At 64.6% G+C, this 20168-nt stretch carries 19 protein-coding genes and 1 pseudogene; 12 read left to right on the top strand and 8 right to left on the bottom strand.

Annotated features, from left to right (window positions below; all coding sequences use genetic code 11):
* Positions 1-126 precede the first annotated feature (126 nt).
* The 4 genes from JG743_RS14575 (at position 127) to JG743_RS14560 (ending at position 5111) form a co-directional block, all read left to right on the top strand.
* Positions 127-1605: an ABC transporter substrate-binding protein gene (locus JG743_RS14575; RefSeq protein ID WP_202301580.1), complete on the top strand. Its 1479-nt coding sequence runs from the start codon at positions 127-129 to the stop codon at positions 1603-1605.
* Positions 1606-1678: 73 nt separating this feature from the next.
* The gene (locus tag JG743_RS14570) at positions 1679-2626 is read left to right on the top strand and encodes an ABC transporter permease (protein ID WP_202301578.1); all 948 of its coding nucleotides are present in this window, start codon (positions 1679-1681) and stop codon (positions 2624-2626) included.
* Complete coding sequence (locus JG743_RS14565; RefSeq protein WP_202301576.1) at positions 2623-3492, top strand: ABC transporter permease; 870 nt, start codon at positions 2623-2625, stop codon at positions 3490-3492. The genes JG743_RS14570 and JG743_RS14565 overlap by 4 nt, the downstream gene beginning before the upstream one ends.
* Positions 3489-5111 carry an ABC transporter ATP-binding protein gene (locus JG743_RS14560; RefSeq protein ID WP_202301574.1) on the top strand — a complete coding sequence of 541 codons (1623 nt, stop codon included), beginning with the start codon at positions 3489-3491 and terminating at the stop codon, positions 5109-5111. The genes JG743_RS14565 and JG743_RS14560 overlap by 4 nt, the downstream gene beginning before the upstream one ends.
* 33 nt (positions 5112-5144) lie before the next feature.
* On the opposite strand, the gene JG743_RS14555 is transcribed toward JG743_RS14560, so the two are convergent.
* The gene (locus tag JG743_RS14555; protein ID WP_202301572.1) at positions 5145-5570 is read right to left on the bottom strand and encodes a TerB family tellurite resistance protein; all 426 of its coding nucleotides are present in this window, start codon (positions 5568-5570) and stop codon (positions 5145-5147) included.
* Between the two features lie 118 nt (positions 5571-5688).
* On the opposite strand from JG743_RS14555, the gene JG743_RS14550 reads away from it, so the two are divergent.
* From JG743_RS14550 to JG743_RS14535, 4 genes are all read left to right on the top strand, one after another.
* Positions 5689-6474 (top strand): TSUP family transporter, encoded by a 786-nt coding sequence (locus JG743_RS14550; RefSeq protein WP_202301558.1) that lies wholly within the window; start codon positions 5689-5691, stop codon positions 6472-6474.
* Between the two features lie 51 nt (positions 6475-6525).
* Complete coding sequence (locus tag JG743_RS14545; RefSeq protein WP_126054125.1) at positions 6526-6696, top strand: hypothetical protein; 171 nt, start codon at positions 6526-6528, stop codon at positions 6694-6696.
* Between the two features lie 97 nt (positions 6697-6793).
* Positions 6794-7627 (top strand): helix-turn-helix domain-containing protein, encoded by an 834-nt coding sequence (locus JG743_RS14540; RefSeq protein WP_202301554.1) that lies wholly within the window; start codon positions 6794-6796, stop codon positions 7625-7627.
* Positions 7628-7718: 91 nt separating this feature from the next.
* Positions 7719-8138 (top strand): VOC family protein, encoded by a 420-nt coding sequence (locus JG743_RS14535; RefSeq protein WP_202301553.1) that lies wholly within the window; start codon positions 7719-7721, stop codon positions 8136-8138.
* 145 nt (positions 8139-8283) lie between these two features.
* Here the strand turns inward: JG743_RS14535 and JG743_RS14530 are convergent, their stop codons facing one another.
* Positions 8284-9762, bottom strand: coding sequence for a cobyric acid synthase (locus JG743_RS14530; protein WP_202301550.1), 1479 nt, complete (start codon positions 9760-9762; stop codon positions 8284-8286).
* Positions 9762-10376, bottom strand: a complete 615-nt coding sequence (locus JG743_RS14525) for a dimethylsulfonioproprionate lyase family protein (RefSeq protein ID WP_202301548.1) — start codon at positions 10374-10376, stop codon at positions 9762-9764. Before JG743_RS14525 ends, JG743_RS14530 begins: the two co-directional genes overlap by 1 nt.
* A gap of 138 nt (positions 10377-10514) precedes the next feature.
* Here JG743_RS14525 and JG743_RS14520 point away from each other — a divergent pair, with 138 nt between their 5' ends.
* From JG743_RS14520 to mmsB, 3 genes are all read left to right on the top strand, one after another.
* Positions 10515-11681, top strand: coding sequence for an isobutyryl-CoA dehydrogenase (locus JG743_RS14520; RefSeq protein WP_202301546.1), 1167 nt, complete (start codon positions 10515-10517; stop codon positions 11679-11681).
* Positions 11682-11732: 51 nt separating this feature from the next.
* Positions 11733-12101, top strand: coding sequence for a four helix bundle protein (locus JG743_RS14515; RefSeq protein ID WP_202301544.1), 369 nt, complete (start codon positions 11733-11735; stop codon positions 12099-12101).
* Positions 12102-12175: 74 nt separating this feature from the next.
* A complete protein-coding gene (gene mmsB / locus JG743_RS14510) occupies positions 12176-13060 on the top strand; it encodes a 3-hydroxyisobutyrate dehydrogenase (protein ID WP_202301542.1) in 885 nt (294 codons plus the stop codon).
* A 315-nt stretch (positions 13061-13375) separates the two neighbouring features.
* Here mmsB and JG743_RS14505 read toward each other — a convergent pair whose 3' ends face one another.
* From JG743_RS14505 to JG743_RS14495, 3 genes are read right to left on the bottom strand one after another with little or no spacing between them, the layout of a single operon-like run.
* Positions 13376-14755, bottom strand: coding sequence for an aspartate aminotransferase family protein (locus JG743_RS14505; RefSeq protein ID WP_202301531.1), 1380 nt, complete (start codon positions 14753-14755; stop codon positions 13376-13378).
* Positions 14756-14805: 50 nt separating this feature from the next.
* Complete coding sequence (locus tag JG743_RS14500; protein ID WP_202301529.1) at positions 14806-14928, bottom strand: capsid protein; 123 nt, start codon at positions 14926-14928, stop codon at positions 14806-14808.
* 32 nt (positions 14929-14960) lie between these two features.
* Positions 14961-17036 (bottom strand): prolyl oligopeptidase family serine peptidase, encoded by a 2076-nt coding sequence (locus JG743_RS14495; RefSeq protein ID WP_202301527.1) that lies wholly within the window; start codon positions 17034-17036, stop codon positions 14961-14963.
* 136 nt (positions 17037-17172) lie between these two features.
* Between JG743_RS14495 and JG743_RS14490 the strand changes: the two genes are divergently transcribed.
* Positions 17173-17712, top strand: a complete 540-nt coding sequence (locus JG743_RS14490; RefSeq protein ID WP_202301525.1) for a hypothetical protein — start codon at positions 17173-17175, stop codon at positions 17710-17712.
* A 13-nt stretch (positions 17713-17725) separates the two neighbouring features.
* On the opposite strand, the gene JG743_RS14485 is transcribed toward JG743_RS14490, so the two are convergent.
* Both JG743_RS14485 and JG743_RS14480 read right to left on the bottom strand, forming a co-directional pair.
* Entirely contained in the window at positions 17726-18886 is a 1161-nt protein-coding gene (locus JG743_RS14485; RefSeq protein WP_202301523.1) for an MFS transporter, read from the bottom strand.
* Positions 18887-18976: 90 nt separating this feature from the next.
* Positions 18977-20144 (bottom strand): annotated as a pseudogene (locus JG743_RS14480) (MFS transporter).
* Between the last annotated feature and the right edge of the window lie 24 nt (positions 20145-20168).

Below are 20168 nucleotides of genomic sequence, written 5' to 3'. Positions count from 1 at the left end.
GCCGGCGAACCCGCCTGTTTCTGGAAAAACATTCCGCCTGGCGCTGCCCGACAGCACGAAACGCAATTTACTCGACCTCGAAATCACGCTTCTATCCACCCGGTTTGAGCAAAGGGGAGTTGCCCGATGAAATTGTGGAAGACCATTCTCGCCGCCGCGGCTCTGACACTCGTCACCGCCACCTCGGCGTTCGCCGCAAGGACCGACCTCGTCATCGGCATTCCGCTCGAACCCCCGCATCTCGACCCGACCGCGGGTGCTGCCGCGGCGATCGACGAGGTGCTCTACGCCAATGTGTTCGAGGGCCTGACCCGCATCGGTCCGAACGGCGAGGTGCTGCCCGACCTCGCCGAAAGCTGGAGCATTTCCGACGACGGCAAGGTCTACACCTTCAAGCTGCACACCGGCGTCAAATTCCATGACGGCGCCGATTTCAGCGCCGACGACGTGAAGTTCTCGCTCGACCGTGCCCGCGCCGACAATTCGGTCAACGCGCAGAAGGGCCTGTTCGCGGCGATCGATAAGGTCGACGTCGTCGATCCGGCGACGGTGAAGGTGACGTTGAAGAACCCGCAAGGCTCCTTCCTCTACAATATGGGCTGGGGCGACGCGGTGATCGTCTCGCCGAAATCGGCCGACACCAATAAGGAAAAGCCGATCGGCACCGGCCCGTTCAAGTTCCAGGGCTGGGTCAAGGGCTCGTCGATCACGCTGGTGAAATCGGACAGCTACTGGGGCGCGCCCGTCTCCCTCGACAAGGCCGAGTTCCGCATCGTCCCCGATGCGGCGGCGGCCGTGCCGGCGCTGCTTTCCGGCGACATCCAGGCCTTCCCCTTCTTCGATCCGGACAGCGTCGCCCAGGTCAAGGACGACCCGCGCTTCCATGTGGTGATCGGCTCGACCGAGGGTGAGACCATCCTGTCGATCAACAACAAGAAGCCGCCCTTTGACAAGCTCGAGGTCCGGCAGGCGATCTCCTACGCGCTCGACCGCAAGGCGATCATCGACGGCGCCTCGGCCGGCCTCGGCCAGCCTATCGGCTCGCACATGTCACCCGCCAACAAGGACTATGTCGACCTCACCGGCCGCTACCCGCATGATGTCGCCAAGGCCAAGGAACTGCTCAAGCAAGCCGGCCTCGAGAACGGCTTCAAGGCGACGCTGAAGCTGCCGCCGCCTTCCTACGCACGGCTTGGCGGCGAGATCATCGCCTCGGAGCTGCGCGACGTCGGCATCGATCTCGAGATCATCCCGGTCGAATGGGCGCAGTGGCTGGACCAGGTCTTCACCAAGAAGGACTACGACCTCACCATCGTCTCCCACACCGAGCCGAACGACATCGATATCTATTCGCGCAAGGACTACTACTTCAATTACGACAACCCGGCCTTCGACAAGGTCATCGCCGACCTCAACCTCACCTCCGACGAGGCCAAGCGCAAGGAACTGCTCGGCCAGGCGCAAAAGATCCTCGCCGACGAAGCCGTGGTCGGCTTCCTTTACGAACTGCCGAAAGTCGGCGTCTGGGACGCCAAGCTGCAAGGCCTGTGGGAGAACGCGCCGATCCAGGCCAACGACCTGACCAAGGTGAAGTGGTCGGATTGATCCCGGCGGAAATGCACAGCCCCGGTGGCGAAAGCCGCTTCCGGGGCCGTTGGTTTTCCGGCAGGTTGTGCCGATGAGTGCCTATCTCCTGAAGCGCCTGATCATCGCCGCCGCCACGCTGGTGTTGGCCTCGATGGTGGTGTTCGCGGTGCTGGAGATCATTCCCGGCGACCCCGCGCGACTGATGCTGGGCATGAACGCCAGCGCCGAACAGGTCGAGGTGCTGCGCAACCAGATGGGGCTCAACGCGCCATTGGCCCTGCGCTACCTGCATTGGGCGGGCGGGTTGCTCAGCCTCGATTTCGGCCGCTCCTACACTTATTCGGTGCCGGTCATCGATCTCGTGCGCGAACGCGTCGTCGTTTCGCTGCCGCTGGCGCTGATCGCGTTGGCGCTCTCCACCGCCATCGCCATTCCTGTCGGCCTGTTTTCCGCCAGCCGGCGCGGACGAGCCGGCGACACTATCGCCATGGGCGCCGCCCAGCTTGGCGTCGCCGTGCCGAACTTCTGGTTCGCGCTGATGCTGATCTATCTCTTCGCCGTCTGGCTGCGACTGGTGCCGGCCGGCGGCTTTCCCGGCTGGGGCGCCGGCGCCTGGCCGGCACTGAAATCGTTGCTTTTGCCAGCGGTCGCCCTTGCGCTGCCGCAAGCCGCGATCCTTGCCCGCGTCGCTCGCTCGGCGCTGATCGAGGTGCTGAACGAGGACTATATCCGCACCGCCCGCGCCAAGGGCATGCCCTACCGCGCCGTGCTGTGGCGGCACGCGCTGCGCAACGCCATGATCCCGGTGCTCACCATTCTCGGCCTGCAATTCGCCTTCCTGCTCGCCGGCACCATCATCATCGAAAATGTGTTCTACCTGCCCGGCCTCGGACGGCTGGTGTTCCAGGCCATCACCCAGCGCGACCTGATCGTCGTCGAAAGCGTCGTCATGCTGCTGGTCGCCGCTGTCATCGCCGTCAACCTCCTGGTCGACCTCTCCTACGCGGTCGTCGATCCGCGCCTGAGAAGCCGGCAATGACGCTGCATGTCGACATCCCCGAAGAGACCTTGGCCAGCCTCCTGGCCAAGGCGTTTCGCAACCGATCCTTCCTCATCGGTTTCGCCATCACGGCACTTGTGGCGGCGGTGGCGATCCTCTCCTATGCCTGGACGCCCTACGAAGTCACCAGGCTGGTGATATCGGACAAGACGCTGGCGCCCTCATCGGCGCACTGGTTCGGCACCGACCATTTCGGCCGCGATATCCTGTCGATGATCATGGTCGGCGCCCGCAACTCGATCGCCGTGGCGCTGGTCGCCGTCGGCATCGGCATGGGTGTCGGTGTGCCGCTCGGCGCCTTTGCCGCTGCGCGCGGCGGCCTCGCCGACGAGGCGCTGATGCGGCTGAACGACCTCGTCTTCGCCTTCCCGGCCCTGCTTTCGGCGATCATGATAACCGCCATTTTCGGACCCGGCGCAATCAACGCCATCATCGCCATCGGCATCTTCAATATCCCGGTGTTCGCGCGCGTCGCCCGCGCCGGCGCGCTCGCCATCTGGCCGCGCGAGTTCATCCTCGCCGCGCGCGCCGCCGGCAAGGGGCCAACGCTGATCACCATCGAGCACATCCTGCCCAACATCGCGACGCTGCTCCTTGTGCAAGGCACCATCCAGTTCGCGTTGGGCATCCTGGCCGAAGCCGGCCTTTCCTATGTCGGCCTCGGCGCGCAGCCACCGATGCCGAGTTGGGGGCGCATGCTGTTCGACGCGCAGACGCGCATGGTGGTGGCGCCGTGGATGGCGATCTTTCCGGGCATGGCGATCGTCATCACCGTGCTCGGCCTCAATTTGCTCGGCGACGGCATCGCCGACATCCTCGACCCCAAATCGCGGCGGCAGCGATGAGCCTGCTCGAGATCGAGAACCTGTCGCTGGCGATCGGCGACACGCCGATCCTGAAGGGGGTCGAGCTTGCCGTGGCGACCGGCGAGGTGATGGGGCTGGTCGGCGAGTCTGGTTCCGGCAAGTCGATGACGGCGCTCACCGTGATGCGGCTCCTGCCCTACGCGGCGCGTGCCAGCGGGCGCATCACTTTCGACGGCATCGACGTCCTCGCGGCAAGCGAGGACCAGATGTGCGCGCTGCGCGGCGACGACGTCGGCATGGTGTTCCAGGAGCCGATGACGGCGCTCAATCCAGTGAAGACCATCGGCGAGCAGGTGGCGGAAGGCATTCGCTGGCACACAAAGGCGAGCCGCGCCGAGGCCGAGGACCGGGCGCGCAAGATGCTCGACCGCGTCGGCCTGCCCGAGGCGAAATTCCCGCTGTCGCGCTACCCGCACGAACTGTCCGGCGGCCAGCGCCAGCGCGTCGTCATCGCGATTGCCTGCGCGCTGAAGCCCAAGCTCCTGATCGCCGACGAGCCGACCACGGCGCTCGACGTGGTGCTGCAGGCGCAGATCCTCGATTTGCTGCGCGACCTCGTCGCGGAAAACCGCATGGGCCTGCTGCTCATCTCGCACGACCTCGCCGTGGTGACCGAGATGGCCGACAACATCACCATCCTGCGTCACGGCGAGGTGATGGAGACCGGCGACACGGCGCGCACGCTGTCGGAGCAGCTCCATCCCTACACGCGCCAACTGGCGCAGGCCTCCATGCATGTGCCGGCCCGCCCCCGAACCCACGTCGCCGGCTCGGCCAAGCCGCTGCTTCAGGTCGAGGGCGTGACGCGCGACTATCCGGGACGACGCGCTTCGCTCTTCGCGCGTGCCGCCCCCATCCGCGCCGTCAACGACGTCTCGCTGTCGATAGAGCCGGGCCAGTCGGTGGCGCTGGTCGGGCGTTCCGGTTGCGGCAAGTCCACGCTCGCCCGCATGATCCTGGCGCTGGATAAAGCGACTGCCGGAACGATCCACTTCCGCGGCGAGGCCATCACCGGCAAGAGTGAGGCGGAGCTGAAGCCGGCGCGGCGTGACATGCAGGTCGTGTTCCAGGATCCCTACGGCTCCTTCGACCCGCGCCAGAAGGTCGAGAAACTGGTCGCCGAACCGCTGCATGTGCTGGACAAAAAACCAACGAATGCCGAGCGGCGCGAGATGGTGGCGCACGCCTTGCACGAGGTTGGCCTCGGGCCGCGCGACATGGACAAATACCCGCATGAATTCTCGGGCGGCCAACGGCAGCGCCTGTCGATCGCGCGCGCCATCATCACGCGCCCCAAGCTGGTCGTCGCCGACGAGCCGGTCTCGGCGCTCGACGTCTCGATCCGCGCCCAGATCCTCGACCTGTTCGCCGAGCTCAACCAGAAGCTCGGCGTCGCCTACCTGTTCATAACTCATGACCTGACCGTCGCCCGCGCCATCACCGACGAGGTGCTGGTCATGCACGAAGGCAGGATCGTGGAGCGCGGCCAGACCGGCACAGTGCTCGATCGTCCACAGTCCGAGGCGGCCAAGGCACTGGTAAGAGGCGCGCCCGATCTGCACCGGGCGATCGCGCGGAAATTACAGGAACAAGGATAGGCAGCCAGGCTCACCGGCTGCCATCGAAACCGCCTAGTCCTGCGGCTTCACCACGTCGACCGGGCTGATGTCGAGCAGGTCGAGCGTGCGCCGCAGGAGCCTGACCTCATTCTCGGCCAGCTTCGAATCGGCCTTGGCGATCTCGGCCATGTGTTGGGCGAGCAACTTGCGCCGCTCGACGTCGAGGTCACGGAACAGCGCGATGGCCTGCGAACCGTTGGTCTCGTAGCCGAAGTCGTTGAGATATTCGATGACGCTGTCGATGCTCGTCTCGGGAATGCCGAACGCCTCCTTGCAGATGCGCCGGAAGGCGACCATCTCGCTCTCCGAGACGGATCCGTCGGCGAGGATCATGCGGAACAGCATCAACAGTTCCGCCGACAGAACCGGATCGTCAGCGACCTTGCGCACGCCGGGGTCGCCATCGAAGATCGAGCGTATCTGGTCGAGCAATGCCATTGCCTTCGGCCTCCCCTTTGCATTCATCCGAGATAGGTAGCGCGGAATCGGTCTTGCGCAAACGGGGTGGCCGTGGTCGAAGCCCACATATTCTCTCGCCGCAAGACCCACAACGTCGATGATCGATCTCAGTGTCCACACTTTTGCCGTGCTTGCCTTCGCCGCCTTCGCTGCCGGCTTCGTCGATTCGATAGCCGGCGGCGGCGGCCTGATCACCATTCCCGCGCTTCTGCTGGCCGGCTTCTCGCCGACCGCCGCGCTCGGCACCAACAAGCTGCAAGGCATGTTCGGCTCCGGCTCGGCCACCATCCACTATGCCGCGAACGGCCAAGTCGACCTTAGCCGGCAATTGCCTTCCGCACTGCTGGCCCTGGTCGGCAGCGCCGTCGGCGCCTTGCTGGCTACAATCGTGCCCGGTGATTTTCTACGCGCCTTGCTGCCAGTGCTTTTGATCGCCATCGCGCTCTATTTCGCGCTCAAACCCAACATGAACGATGTCGACCGCGCCGAGCGCATGTCGTCCTTCCTGTTCGGACTGGTCATTCCACCTCTTGTCGGCTTCTATGACGGCCTGTTCGGGCCTGGTGCCGGCTCCTTCTACATGCTGGCCTTCGTCAGCCTTGCCGGCTACGGCGTGCTCAAGGCGACCGCGCACACCAAGCTGCTCAACTTCGCCTCCAACATTGGCGGCTTCGCTGTCTTCGCCGCCGTCGGCGTCGTGTATTGGAAGATCGGCCTGATGATGGGCGTTGCCCAGTTCCTCGGCGCGCGCCTCGGCGCCAGCCTTGCCATCCGCATCGGCGCGAGGCTGATCAAGCCGCTGCTGGTTGTCGTCTGCGTTGCCCTGGCGGTGAAGCTTCTGGCCGACCCGGCGAACCCGTTACGCCTGCTCATTGGTGTGTGACGGTCCCACTGATACAATGCCGGCGTACGAATCATGTTGGAGGAGCCACACATGAATCTCAGTGCGCCTACTCAGCTTATTTTCATCATATCCCTTGTCATCGCCATCATCGGCGTTCTCGCCGCTCTTGGCGTTCTTGCGTTCATTCCTCTTGCCGCAGTGTGGATTGTTCTCATCGGCTACATCGTGCTTGCCGCCGGCTGCATGATGCGCGGCGCCTAGCACATTCAGATCTCAGGTAACCGAAGCGCCCGGCCACAAGCCGGGCGCTTTTGATTTCGGGATGTGGTCTGCTAGATTTGGCGGGCGAGGATTGCCCATGTCGACTGAGACAGAGCGCCATCATGAACGGGACCCTTCCGAAACCGGAAGGTTCGAGATGGTGCGGCGAGTGCCTGGCCCGTGGCTTGCGGACGCAATCACCGACATATGCGGCTATCGCGAGATGCTGCCAGTCCGCTCCCGCAACGTCGAATATGCCTCGCTGACCGTGCCGCTGGTCATCAGCTTCGCCGAACCCTTCGCCATCGGGCTTGGGCGCGATCCCGGCGACAATGACCGCTTTGCCAGCTTTGCCGCCGGCCTCTATGCCGGCCCGGTAGTGATCGAATCCTTCGGCGGCGCCTGCTGCGTGCAGATCAATTTCACCCCGCTCGGCGCCCGCCGCTTCTTTGGCCTGCCGATGAGCGAACTGACCGACCGCATGGTCGGGATCGATGATGTGCTCGGCCTCGAAGGCATTGCGCTGCGCGAACGGCTTGGCGAGGCAAGGGATTGGAGTGCGCGCTTCGCCATCGCCGAAGGCTTCGTCGCCGGCCGCCTGGCAGAGGCGAAGCGGATGTCGGCCGAGGTCGCTTGGGCCTACCGGGAAGTCATCGGTTCTGGCGGATGCACGCGGATCTCGGTGCTTGCCGACGAGCTCGGCTGGAGCCGCAAGCATCTCGCGGCGAAATTTTCCGACGCGATCGGCATCGGGCCGAAAACGCTGTCGCGCATCGTACGCTTCAACCGCGCGCTCAGCCTGTCGAGACAGGAGGCCGGTGACTGGGCCGGCATCGCCGCCGATTGCGGCTATGCCGATCAGGCGCATCTGGCGCGCGAATTCCGTCAGTTTGCCGGTGAACCGCCGACCGCGCTGGCCGTGCCGGCGTAGGCTCTTTCTCTGCCAAGGTAACATTTCTTCAAGACGCCGGAGCGGCCTTCGCCGAGACTGGGTTATCGAGCAACCCATGAAGGAGACCGTCATGTCCAGCGCAACCGAAGCACCCCGTCTCTACCCTGCCCTGCGTTACAAGAACGCCGCGAAGATGATCGACTGGCTCTGCGACGCCTTCGGCTTCACTGTCCGCGCCCGTTATGGCGATGGCGATGTCGTGCACCACGCCGAACTCGTCTTCGGCGCCTCGATGATCATGCTGGGCACCGCGCGCGAGGACGATTACGGCAAGATGGTCGGCGCGCCAGGCTCCGGCGGCGGCAAGTCGATCTATGTCGCGGTGGATGACGCCGACGCCGCCTGCGCCAGGGCAAAGAAGGCCGGCGCCACGATCCTGCAGGACCTCACCGACCGCGACTATGGCAGCCGCGAATTCATCTGCGGCGACCCCGAAGGCAATGTCTGGTCCTTCGGCACCTATTGGCCGAAGGCTGGTGAGAAGGCATGAGCCAGCCTGAGGCGTGTTGAGATTCAGATCAGGCCGTGCCGAAAATGGCGACTTCCGAGAACCGAAGCGGAGCGTACTTAAAGTACGTGAGCATCGGAAGCGCAGCGCAGGAAGGCGGCAGTTGCAGGCCGGCCTCACCTGAATATCAACGCGCCAGCCCGAAAATCGCATCACAGTCGAGATGGCTCTCCAGCTCGGCCGCGACCTCATCCAGTGCCCGCTCGACGTTGGCGCGATAATCGATGCCGCCGCCCTTGACGCCCAGGCTTTCCAGGAACCTTGCCCGGAAGGCGTCGGCGGAAAACAGCCCGTGCAGATAGGTGCCGACCACCTTGCCGTCGGCGGAGATGGCGCCGTCATCGATGCCGTTGATGATGGCGGATGGCCGCGCCATGTCCGGACCGGTGGTGCGGCCGAGATGGATCTCGTAGCCCTCGAGCGGCAGGTCGAACTGCACGGAGCGGGCGCTGACGTTGCGCACCGTCTTTTCCGGCTCCATCACCGTCTCGATGTCGAGCAGGCCGAGCCCTTCAGCCTCGGTGACGCTGCCCTCTATGCCGGCTGGATCGCTGACCTTGCGGCCGAGCATCTGGAACCCACCGCAGATGCCGACGACATGGCCGCCGCGTTTGCGATGGGCAAGGAGATCGCGATCCCAGCCATTGTCGCGGAATTTTAAGAGATCGCCGATCGTCGACTTCGAGCCGGGAATGATTACCAGCCCGGCATCGGCGGGTAGCGGCTTTCCGGGCGGCACGAACACCACCTCGACCTGCGGTTCAGCCTTCAGCGGGTCGAGATCGTCGAAATTGGCGATGCGCGACAGCATAGGCACCGCCACTTTCAGCGCCCGCTTCTCGCCGGATGCCAGCCGCTCAAGCACGACCGAATCCTCCGACGGCAACCTCGCCGCCGCCTTCAGCCACGGCACGACACCGAAGCAAGGCCAGCCGGTGAACTTTTCGATCGACTTGATACCGTCCTCGAACAGCGAGACATCGCCGCGGAACTTGTTGATGAGGTAGCCGACGATCATGCGCCGGTCCTCTTCCGGCAGGATCAGATGCGTGCCCGCGACGGAAGCGATGACGCCGCCGCGATCGATGTCGCCGACCAGCACCACCGGCACCCCAGCGCGTGTCGCAAACCCCATATTGGCGATGTCGCGGCTCCTGAGATTGATCTCGGCCGGCGAGCCCGCGCCTTCGACGATGACAAGATCAGCGCCCTCGCCGACCTTCGCCCAGGAATCCAGCACGGCGTCCATCAGCCGGCCTTTCATCGCCTGGTAGTCGCGCGCCCGCGCCTCGCCGAACACCTTGCCCTGCACCACCACTTGCGAGCCGACATCGCTCTGCGGCTTGAGCAGCACCGGATTCATATGGACGGTCGGCGTCACGCCGCAGGCGATCGCCTGCAGCCATTGCGCGCGGCCGATCTCGCCGCCGCCGGCCTTGTTGTCGCCCGGAATCTCAGCGACGGCGGCATTGTTCGACATGTTCTGCGGCTTGAACGGCCGCACCTTCAGCCCGCGCTTCTTCGCCGCGCGGCAGAGCCCCGCAACCAGCACGCTTTTCCCGACATCGGAGCCGGTGCCTTGCAGCATGATCGCCCTGGCAGCCATCAGCCCCTGCCCTGCGCGACGGTGCCGGGGATGGTCGACTTCTGCGCCAGCGGCCCGCCACGCCAGATGTAGAGCGCGAGCAGCGGCTCCTGGCCCGTTCGCATGGCATGGCTGACGTTCGAAGGATGGTGGATCACCTCGCCGGCCCCGCGAACATGAAATCCGCTTTCGCCCTTGTGCCATTCCGTGCCGCCGGTGAGCGGAATGTAGATCTCCTCGGCAATGTGATGGTGGTCGGGATAGACGATCCCGGGCCCGAGGATCAACAGGCCGGCCGCAATCTCGTCATTGACGAAATGGCCGCGCGTGCCGAAAACCTCCAGCCAGCCGTAATTGTCCAGGAACGCCTGTCCGAAATCCGAGACGCTGTAGGTCTGGCCCCAGCGCAGATCGCCGCGATGCTCCGCCACGAACCGCGAAAGCGGCCGGATGTCCGGCGGTGAAAGTTCGGCGATGCGGTCGAGATGGCGCAGGCAGGCGAGCGGGTGCGGCTGCAGCGGCCGCGCCGGCATGTGCCAATCGATGCGGGCGACGACGTCGCCAACCAGAGCGCTATCCACGGCCCTGAGATGGGCCTGGAAGCGGTCGAGCAGTTCATCGAAGACCGTCGTCACGCCATGCTCCGTTGGTCGATCCATGCACAGCCGGTGCGTACGCGGGCGGGTTGCGCGGCGGCATCATTGGTCTAGATTGAATGGCGCGCAAAGCCAAAAACGACAGGCCAGAAGGCCTAAAACGACAGGGAGCACGCCATGGACGCCGCGGTCGATGCGAGCACCAGCCAGTTCGAACTCAACGAGGAGCAGCGCGCCATACAGGAAATGGCCGAGGCCTTCGCCGCCGACCGTGTCGCGCCGAACGCGCTCGACTGGGACCGGGCGAAGCATTTCCCGGCCGACGTGATTCGCGAAACGGGGCCGCTCGGCCTAGGCGGCATCTATGTCCGCGACGATGTCGGCGGCTCGGCCCTCGGGAGGCTCGACGCCGTACTGATCTTCGAGGCACTCGCCCGCGCCGATCCGGCCTTCTCCTCGTTCATCTCGATCCACAACATGGCCGCGTCGATGATCGACCGATTCGGCAGCGAGGAGCAGCGCCAACGCTTCCTGCCGAAGCTGACCTTGATGGACTGGCTGGCGAGCTATTGCCTGACCGAACCCGGCTCCGGCTCGGACGCCGCGGCGCTGAAGACGCGCGCGGTTAAAGACGGCGGCGACTATGTGCTGAACGGCGCCAAGCAGTTCATCTCCGGCGCCGGCGACAGCGACATCTATGTCGTTATGGCGCGCACCGGCGTCGACGGGCCGAAAGGCATCTCGACCTTTGTCGTGCCTAAGGACGCGCCCGGTCTCTCCTTCGGCGCCAACGAGCACAAGATGGGCTGGCACATGCAGTCGACCCGCCAGGTCATCTTTGAGGATTGCAAGGTGCCAGCCGAAAACCTGCTTGCCACGGAAGGCGCAGGCTTCGGCATCGCCATGGCCGGCCTCGATGGCGGCCGTCTCAACATCGCCGCCTGCTCGCTCGGCGGCGCGCAGTCGGCGCTTGACAAGGCTTTGTCCTATACAGCCGAGCGCAAGGCCTTCGGCTCGAAGATCAACCAGTTCCAGGCGCTGCAGTTCAGGCTCGCCGACATGGAGACCGAATTGCAGGCGGCGCGCATTTTCCTCTACGCCGCCGCCTCGAAGCTCGACCGCAAGGCGCCGGATGCCGGCAAATGGTCGGCGATGGCCAAGCGCTTCGTCACAGATGTCGGCTTCAATGTGGCCAACGAAGCGCTGCAATTGCATGGCGGCTATGGCTATCTGCACGATTACGGCGTCGAGAAGCTGGTGCGCGATCTGCGTGTCCACCAGATCCTCGAAGGCACGAACGAGATCATGCGCGTCATCATCGCGCGCGCGCTGATCGGCCGGTAAAGAAGTAGGCAGTAGGCAGTAGGCAGTAGGCAGTAGGCAGTAGAGAAAACGATGACCGGCAAGATCAATTCGTACAAGGATCTTATCGTGTGGCAGCAGGCGATGGATCTGGCCGTCGCCACCTACTCCGTAACCAAGGCACGGCCAAAAGAGGAATTGTATGGGTTGACCAGCCAGATCCGCCGCTCGGCTACCTCTATCCCCGCAAACATCGCGGAAGGCTATGGACGAGACAACAGAGGCTCTTATCAGCAATTTCTCAGGATTGCTCAAGGTTCGTTGAAAGAGTTCGAGACGCACCTCCAGATCGCTGAACGCGTCGGTCTAGCCACGCGTGATCAGGCCTATCAGTTGCTGTCAGTATCCGAGGCCATCGGAAAAATGCTTCGCCAACTCATAAGCAAACTTGCGCCCGAATAGCCCTGCCTACTGCCTACTGCCTACTGCCTACTGCCTACTGCCTACTGCCTAACCCCAAGTCACGGAGCGCCGTCATGACCACCATCGCCTTCATCGGCCTCGGCAATATGGGCAATCCGATGGCCGCTAACCTGGTCAAGGCAGGGCATGCGGTGCTGGGCTTCGATCTCGTTCCCGAGAACCTGGCTGTTGCGAAAGAGCACGGCGTGACCGTGATGGCCAATGCAATCGCTGCGGTTAAGGACGCCGACGTCGTCATCACCATGCTGCCGGCCGGCAAGCATGTGCTGTCGGTCTACGGGGACATCGCACCCAAGGCGAAGAAGGGCGCGCTGTTCATCGATTCCTCGACCATCGATGTCGAATCGGCCCGCAAGGCCCATGCCGTCGCCAGCAAACACGGCCTGCTGTCGATCGACTCGCCGGTCTCCGGCGGCACCGGCGGCGCCACCGCCGGCACGCTGACCTTCATGGCCGGCGGCTCGAAGGACGCCTTCGCGGCGGCGGAGCCTATCCTCAAACCGATGGCTGGCCGCATCGTCCATTGCGGCGATGACGGCGCCGGCCAGGCGGCCAAGATCTGCAACAACATGATCCTCGGCATCTCGATGATCGGCGTCGCCGAAGCCTTCGTGCTGGCGGAAAAGCTCGGGCTGTCGCACCAAGCGCTGTTCGACGTCGCCTCTACCTCGTCGGGGCAATGCTGGTCGCTCACCACATATTGCCCCGTGCCTGGCCCGGTGCCGGCCTCGCCCGCCAACCGCGACTACAAGCCAGGCTTCGCCGCGGCCCTCATGCTGAAGGACTTGAAGCTGTCGCAGGAGGCAGCGCAAGGTGCTGGCGCGGTGACGCCGCTCGGTGCCGAGGCGACGCAGCTCTACGCGCTGTTCAACGCGCAGGGGAATGCCGGCGCCGATTTTTCCGGCATTATAAATTTCCTGCGCGGCGATCCGGCGTAACATCCTGCTTTGAAAGGCTTATTAGCAGATTTTTTTGCCGAAAACCGGCAAATTTAGATTTGCTTAAGGTCTCGATAACCCGCCGGTAACGATGTGCCTATAAAACGGACTGCGAGGCGGACATATCGCATCCGCCCGGCGCTCCGGATCAGGTCTCGCGTACCGGAGCCCGTAAGTTTCGCAAGTACGCTCGTAGCGAAACGCCATGCGTATCTGGCAAAGCCGCGTTCCCGTTGGAGCGCGGTTTTTGCGTTTCGCACTTGATCAGAGGGCGCCGAGCGCCCCGTTTCTGGGGCGCCCGGCAAAACTTGCGGCTCAGCGCTTGCGGAGGTCGGCCTCCGCAAGATCGAGCGCCTTGGCGATGCGCTCGCAGGCCATATCGACCGTGTCGCGCGTCCAGATCAGCGGCGGCGACAGGATCATCGTGTCGCCGGTGGCGCGCAGCATCATGCCTTGCGCGATCGCATGGTCACGCACGACGACGGCGGCACTGCCAGACGGCAGGAAGCGTTCCTTGGTCGCCTTGTCCTTGACGATCTCGATCGCCCCCATCAGCCCGATCGAGCGCACCTCGCCGACCAGATTGTGCCCGGCGATGCGCTCCTGCAGCGCCTGGGCGAAATAGGGACCGGTGTCGTTCCTGACCCGCTCGACCAGGCCTTCGCGCTCGATGATCTCGAGGTTCTTCAGCGCCACGGCGCACGCCACAGGGTGACCGGAATAGGTGTAGCCGTGGTAGAACTCGCCGCCCTTCTCGACCAGCGTCGCCGCGATGCGATCGCAAACCAGCAGCGCTGACAGCGGCTGGTAGCCGGAGGTCAGCGCCTTGGCCGTGGTGATGGTGTCGGGCTCGATGCCAAAAGTCTGCGCCGCGAACCATTCGCCGGTGCGGCCATAGCCGGTGATCACCTCGTCCAGCATCAGGAGCACGTCATACTTGCGGCAGATGCGCTGCACCTCAGGCCAGTAGCTCATCGGCGGGATCTTGACCCCGCCGGCGCCCATCACCGGCTCGCCGATGAAGGCGGCCACCTTGTCGGCTCCGGCTTCGAGGATGGCGTCCTCGACGGCCTTGGCGGCGCGCAGGCCGAAATCATGGTCGCTTTCGCCGGGCAGTGCGAGCTCGTAGGCATAGGGCATCATCACATGGACGATGTTGGGAACGGCGCCGCCGAGTTGCTTGTGCATCGGCTCCATGCCGCCGAGCGAGGTGCCGGCAATGGTCGAACCGTGATAGCCCATCTTGCGCGAGATGACGCGGTTCTTCTCCGGCTTGCCTTCGAGCGCCCAGTAGTGGCGCACGAGCCTGAGTGCCGTGTCGTTGGCCTCCGAACCGGACGAGCCGTAGAACACCTGGCTGACATGCTTCGGCGCCAGTTCCGCCAGTTTCTTCGACAACAGCACCGGCGTCGGCGTCGAGCATTTGAAGAAGGAATTGTAGTAGGGCAGCTCCTTCATCTGCGCATAGGCGGCCTCGGCCAGCTCATTGCGGCCATAGCCGACATTGACGCACCAAAGGCCGGCCATGCCGTCGAGGATCTCGGTCCCTTCGGCATCGTAAATGAACGGCCCGTCGGCGCGGGTGATGATGCGCGAGCCGATCTCGCGCAGCTCCTTGTGATCGGTGAACGGATGAAGATGATGCGCGGCGTCGATCTGCTGAAGCTGCTTCAGCGAATAATTCTGATAGGTCATGGATTTATCTTTCCTCTTGAATCAATCCGGCGGGCGCCGGGGCGGATTCGTCAGAGGCAGGCGGGCGGCGAATAGCCGATGCGGGCGCAAAGCCTGAGCAGCTCGGCACGAAGCGTGCGCGGTGACGGTGTCACCGCGCCCCGAACGGCGCCAGATGTCTTCATGCGAGCCATGGCGGCACCTTAAGCCGCCTGTGGCCTTGAATTCAAGCCGTGCTGCCCAGCGCCCGCTCTAGAAAGACATAGCGCATCGCCGTTTGCGCGGCCTGCGGACGACGATCGCCGCGTCCGCCATGCCCGCCCTCCGTTTCCTCGAAGAGCAGCGTCCTGGTATGGCCGGCAGCCTGCAGGCGCGCCGCCATCTTGCGGGCATGGCCCGGATGGACGCGGTCGTCGGCCGTGGAAGTCATCAGCAGCACCGGCGGATAGGCGGCATCGGCGGCGACGTGCTGGTAGGGCGAGTAGGCTGCCAGCCACGCCGCCTCTTCTGGCTTCGACGGATCGCCATATTCCGCGATCCATGAAGCCCCCGGCGGCAGTTCGGTATAGCGCAGCATGTCGAGCAGCGGCACGTCGATGATGACAGCGCCGAACAGTTCGGGACGCTGGGTCAGTGACGTGCCGGTCAGCAGGCCGCCATTCGAGCCGCCCTGGATGCCGAGCCGCGCCGCCGTCGTGATGCCGCGATTGACGAGATCCTCGGCCACCGCCGCGAAATCGTCGAAGGCTTTCTGGCGGTTGCCCTTCAGCGCCGCCTGGTGCCAGGCCGGACCGAACTCGCCGCCGCCGCGGATGTTGGCCTGCACATAGGCGTTGCCCTTCTCCAGCCACAGCCTGCCGCGCACGCCGGCATAGCCGGGCAAGAGCGGCACTTCGAAGCCGCCATAGCCGTAAAGCAGCGTCGGCACCGGCCCGTTCCGGTCGCGCCGCCTGACCACGAAATAAGGGATCATCGTGCCGTCCCTCGAGCGCGCCTCGAACTGTTCGGAAATGAAGGGCGAGGCATCGAAGCGCGCCGGCTGCGCCTTCACCGTCTTCAGCGTCTCGCCATCGTCGTCCGACCAGATGATCGAGCTCGGCGTCAGGAAATCGGTGAAGGAGAAGGAGACGCTGGCGCCGAAATGCTCGGCATGACTGATGCCGACATTGCCGTTTTCCGGCAGGCCAACCGGCTTCAGCGACCAGCTTTTGCCCGTTCGGTCGCAGGCCACGACCTTGCCGCGCACATTGTCCATCAGGTTGATGAACAGCCGCTGCTCGGTGCGGGCAAGCCCGGCGATCGAGACGCGAGGCGCCGGCGCGAGCACGGTTTCGACCGGCCCCAGCGTATTGGTGTCGATCCAGCGTTCGAAATCCACCGAATAGAGCCCGTCGGGCAGGCAGCGCGTGCCATCCGGCGCTGTCCAGGCGCTGCGCACGCCGAAGACGAGTTGTCTCTGGAAGATCGCCGTGTCGCTCACGTCGTCTGGCAGCGGAATGCGCCGGTTCTCGCCGGAAGCGAGCCGCAGGAAACTGTGCGAGGAGAAGAAATCGATGGTGCGAGCCAGGAACAGGTGCCGCCGGTCACCATCGATCTCGACGCCGCCGCCAGCTGCAAGGTCCTGCTTGTCGGCCTCGAAGATCGGAGTGGCGTCTTCCAGCGTGGTGCCGCGCTTCCACAGCTTGACCACCCGCGGATAGCCGGACTGGGTCTTGTCGTCCTCCTCGAAAGCAGCCGAGACGATGACGGTGTCCTCGTCCAGCCAGGAAAAACCCGACTTCGAAGCGGGCGCACGAAACCCGCCTTCGACGAAGGACTTCGCCGCGATGTCGAACTCGCGCATCTCGCTGGCATCGCCGCCGTCCGGCGACATGCTGACCAGGCAGCGGCTGAAATCCGGGTAAAGCCGGCTCGCGCCGCTGAACACCCATTTGACGCCCTCTTTTGCCGAGAGCACATCGAAATCGATGATCGTCTCCCATTCGGGCTTGTCGGTCTTGTAGGACGCGACCGTCGTGCGGCGCCACAGGCCCAGCACGTTGGTCTTGTCCTGCCAGAAATTGTAGACATGGCCGTTGATCGCTGCCCCGACCGCGATGTTGTCCTCGGCCGTCATCAGGTCGAGCGCGGTCTCGAAAGAAGCCTGGTAGGCGGGATCGCCCTGCAATTCGGCGACGGTCAGCCCGTTCTGGCCGTGCACCCAGTCGAGCGCCTCCTTGCCGTTTCGGTCTTCTAGCCAGAGAAAAGGATCCTGGGTCTCGCCAGTTGCATCTTGCTGCCTTGGTGCGATCGGTTTGGTCATGTGGTCTCCGAAAAATTCGTCACGCTCGGTGCCACAAACATCGGCATGGCGCTACCGACATTCAACCGGAATGCGTAAAACCAACGGCACCGGCGACTGTGGGAGCTAGGCTCCAGCCAGGGGAGCGAGAAACGCCATGCAACGTCTCTACATTGCGACCGAGAAGTTCGGTCCATCCGACGGCGCTGCGTGGAAGAACTATATCGAATGGTCGGGCCTCACTCAGCTCACCGAGGTCGCTACGCTCGACGGGATGCTCTGCCACTTCGCGGTCCCAGAAACGAAGGATACCCACTGGCCCTACATCGTTCACGAAGACAACATGCTCAATTTCTTCGTGGATCTGGACTTCCTCCTTTCCGAACTCGACGACATGCGCAAGCTGAACATTCTTGGAGTGATCCGACGACCTTCGGAGGAAGTACGCTCCCTTAATTGGGAGGGGTTTGCATTCCTTGGCTACGATCTGATGGACAAGGACGTCGGCAACAGCGCATTGACCAATTGCGGTGGCTTTCCGGAAGCATTTGCGAATTCGGAACTGTCCAGTGTCGGACTGATCCCGGAGTTTGAACGCGCCGTGGAAATTCAGCGGGCATTGCGCAGCAAATATTATCCGCCGGAACGCCACGCCGACTGCGATCTCTGGGCCATTTTCAGACGGCAGGACGACTGAGGCGCACCTGGTCTTATACTAACCGCTTTCGTATGACGCTCGCCATCGCCAGCGCCGCGCAGATCGCGCCGAGCGTGATCGGCAGGCCGGAGGCGCCGATCGCATCCATGACGCCGCCGGTGAGCGGCGGCACGAGGATGCCGCCGACGCCCCACATCAGCGAGAACGCGGCATTGCCGGCAACCAGCGCCGAGCCGGCAAAACGCTCGCCGAGCTCGATGATCGACATTGTGTAGATGCCGTAGGAGACAGCACCCCAGATGAACACGCACGGCCAGATCAGCGGCGTCTCGATTAGCAGCGGCAAGAGCACGCAGCCGAGTACGGTCAGCGCCACGCACAGGAATCGCACCAGCCGCGCTGTCAGCCTCTCGGCCAGCAGGCCGAGCGGCACCTGCATGGCAATGTTGCCGGCGATCATCGTCGACAGCAGCGCCGACATGCGCGCCTCGGCGATGCCGTAGTGGGTGCCGTAGACCGGCAGCAGCGCCAGCACCGCCTGCTCGAAGCCGGCGGCCACGACCACGGCGGCGAGCAGCAGCCATGCCTGCGGCATGAACCCGATCACTGAAACCTGTTGTCCGGCCTCGTCGACCTTGGGCAGGCGCCCAAGCACCAGCGCCAGGCAGCCGCCGCAGAAGGTGAAAGCGCAAATGCCGACCAGGAATGGCGGCCAGCCTTCGGTGCCGACCGCCAGCAGGCAGAGCGGCCCCGTCGCGAAGCCGGCCGAGATGACGGTCGAATAGACGCCCATGACGCGGCCGCGGCGCGACGGCGGGGCGAGTGCGATCACCCAGATTTCGCTGAGCACATAGAGTGGATTGGTCACCACGCCGATCAGGAAGCGGAGCGGAACCCACAGATAGACATTCTGCGTCCAGCCGACCAGCGCCAACACCAGGGCAGAAAGCGCGGCACAGGTGAGCGCAGTGCGCCCTGCCCCGAAGCGGCGCGCCAGCGCCGGGATCAGCGGCGAAGACAGGATGAAACCGACCGGCGTCATCGCCGCCGAAAGGCCGATCATCGCCGGCGAGACGCCCTGGCGCTGCAGGATGAAGCTCAGCAGTGGATAGGAGAGCCCTTGCGCGATGGCGAAGACCGAGACGGTCGCGATCACCCCAGTGATCGCCGCCCACTGCATCGTCTCGTCGCTGTTCGTTTCCGCGGCGCTCATGGCCCTTCCTCCGCCGGCAGCCTTAGCCGTTCGGTTGGGCAGCGGTAAGCCCCTCGCCTGGCGCAAACTGCTTCCTCCAGCCAGAACCTGTCAGGAGCTTCGGCGACTGGCCGATCTGTAGAGTGCGAAACCCACCAGCAGCGCATCGAGCCCGGCGATCACCGCCGGCAGGCCGAGCGGGCCGACCGCCTGCATCAGCGCGCCAGCGCCGGGCGGGCCGACGATGCCGCCGGCGCCCCACATCAGCGCGAAGGCGGCGTTTCCGGCCACAAGCAGCGTTCCCTTGAAACGGCTGCCGAGTTCGACCAGCGCCATCGTGTAGACGCCGTAGCCGACTGCGCCCATCACCACCAGCACCGGCCAGACCAGCGGCGTCGTGATCAGCAATGGCAGCGACAGCGCGCAGGCGGCGGTCGCCAGCGCGCAAAAGACGATCATGGCGCGGCCGCCGAAGCGCTCGGCCATCAGCCCGAGCGGAATCTGCAGCAGGATGTTGCCCGCCGATAGCGCCGTCACCAGCGCCGCGAGCTTCGCCTCCGGCAGGCCGTAGCCGGTTCCGAAGACCGGGATCAGCGCATAGGTGCTCTGCTGCACCGCCCGAGACCAGCACCGCAAGCAGCAGAGCCGGCGCCAGCCTGGCGAAACCGGCAATGCCGCCGGAAGCCTGGCCGTCATCCTCGAAACCGGTGAGTTGCGAGGAAACGGCGCGCAAGATCAGCGCGCACAGGCAAAAGCCCGCTATGGCGGCGATGAATGGCGGCCAGCCCGATGCGCCGAGCGTGATCAGGATCAGCGGTCCGGCGGCGTACCCCGCCCCCATCAGCGCGTTGAACACGCCCATCACCCTGCCGCGGCGCGACGGCGCCGCCAGCGACAGCGCCCAGACCTCGCCGAGCACATAGAGCGGATTGATGACCACGCCGACGAGGAAGCGCAGCACGTACCAGGCGATCCAGTTCTGCAGATAGCCGATCGCCAGGAAGCAGAGCGCGCCGATCAGCGAACAGCCGACTGCGAGGTTGCGCGCACCGACCATACGCACGGCCGCCGGCACGAACGACGCCGACAGGATGAGGCCGACCGGCATCATCGCGGCGGAGAGGCCGATCAGCGCCGGCGACAGGCCTTGCCGCTGCATCAGCAGCGTGAACAGCGGATAGCTCAACCCTTGCGCCGCACCGAACATGGCTAGCGCCGTAGTGACTCCAGCCAGTGCTGCCCATCGCGTTCTCGCTTCGCCATCGCTCGCCGCGACCATTGCGCCATCCGTTTGAATCGCTCG

This window comes from Mesorhizobium sp. 131-2-1 (genome assembly GCF_016756535.1).
Lineage (GTDB): Bacteria > Pseudomonadota > Alphaproteobacteria > Rhizobiales > Rhizobiaceae > Mesorhizobium.
The sequence above is the reverse complement of the archived record's forward strand: the minus strand, read 5'-3'. Positions and strand labels throughout refer to the sequence as shown.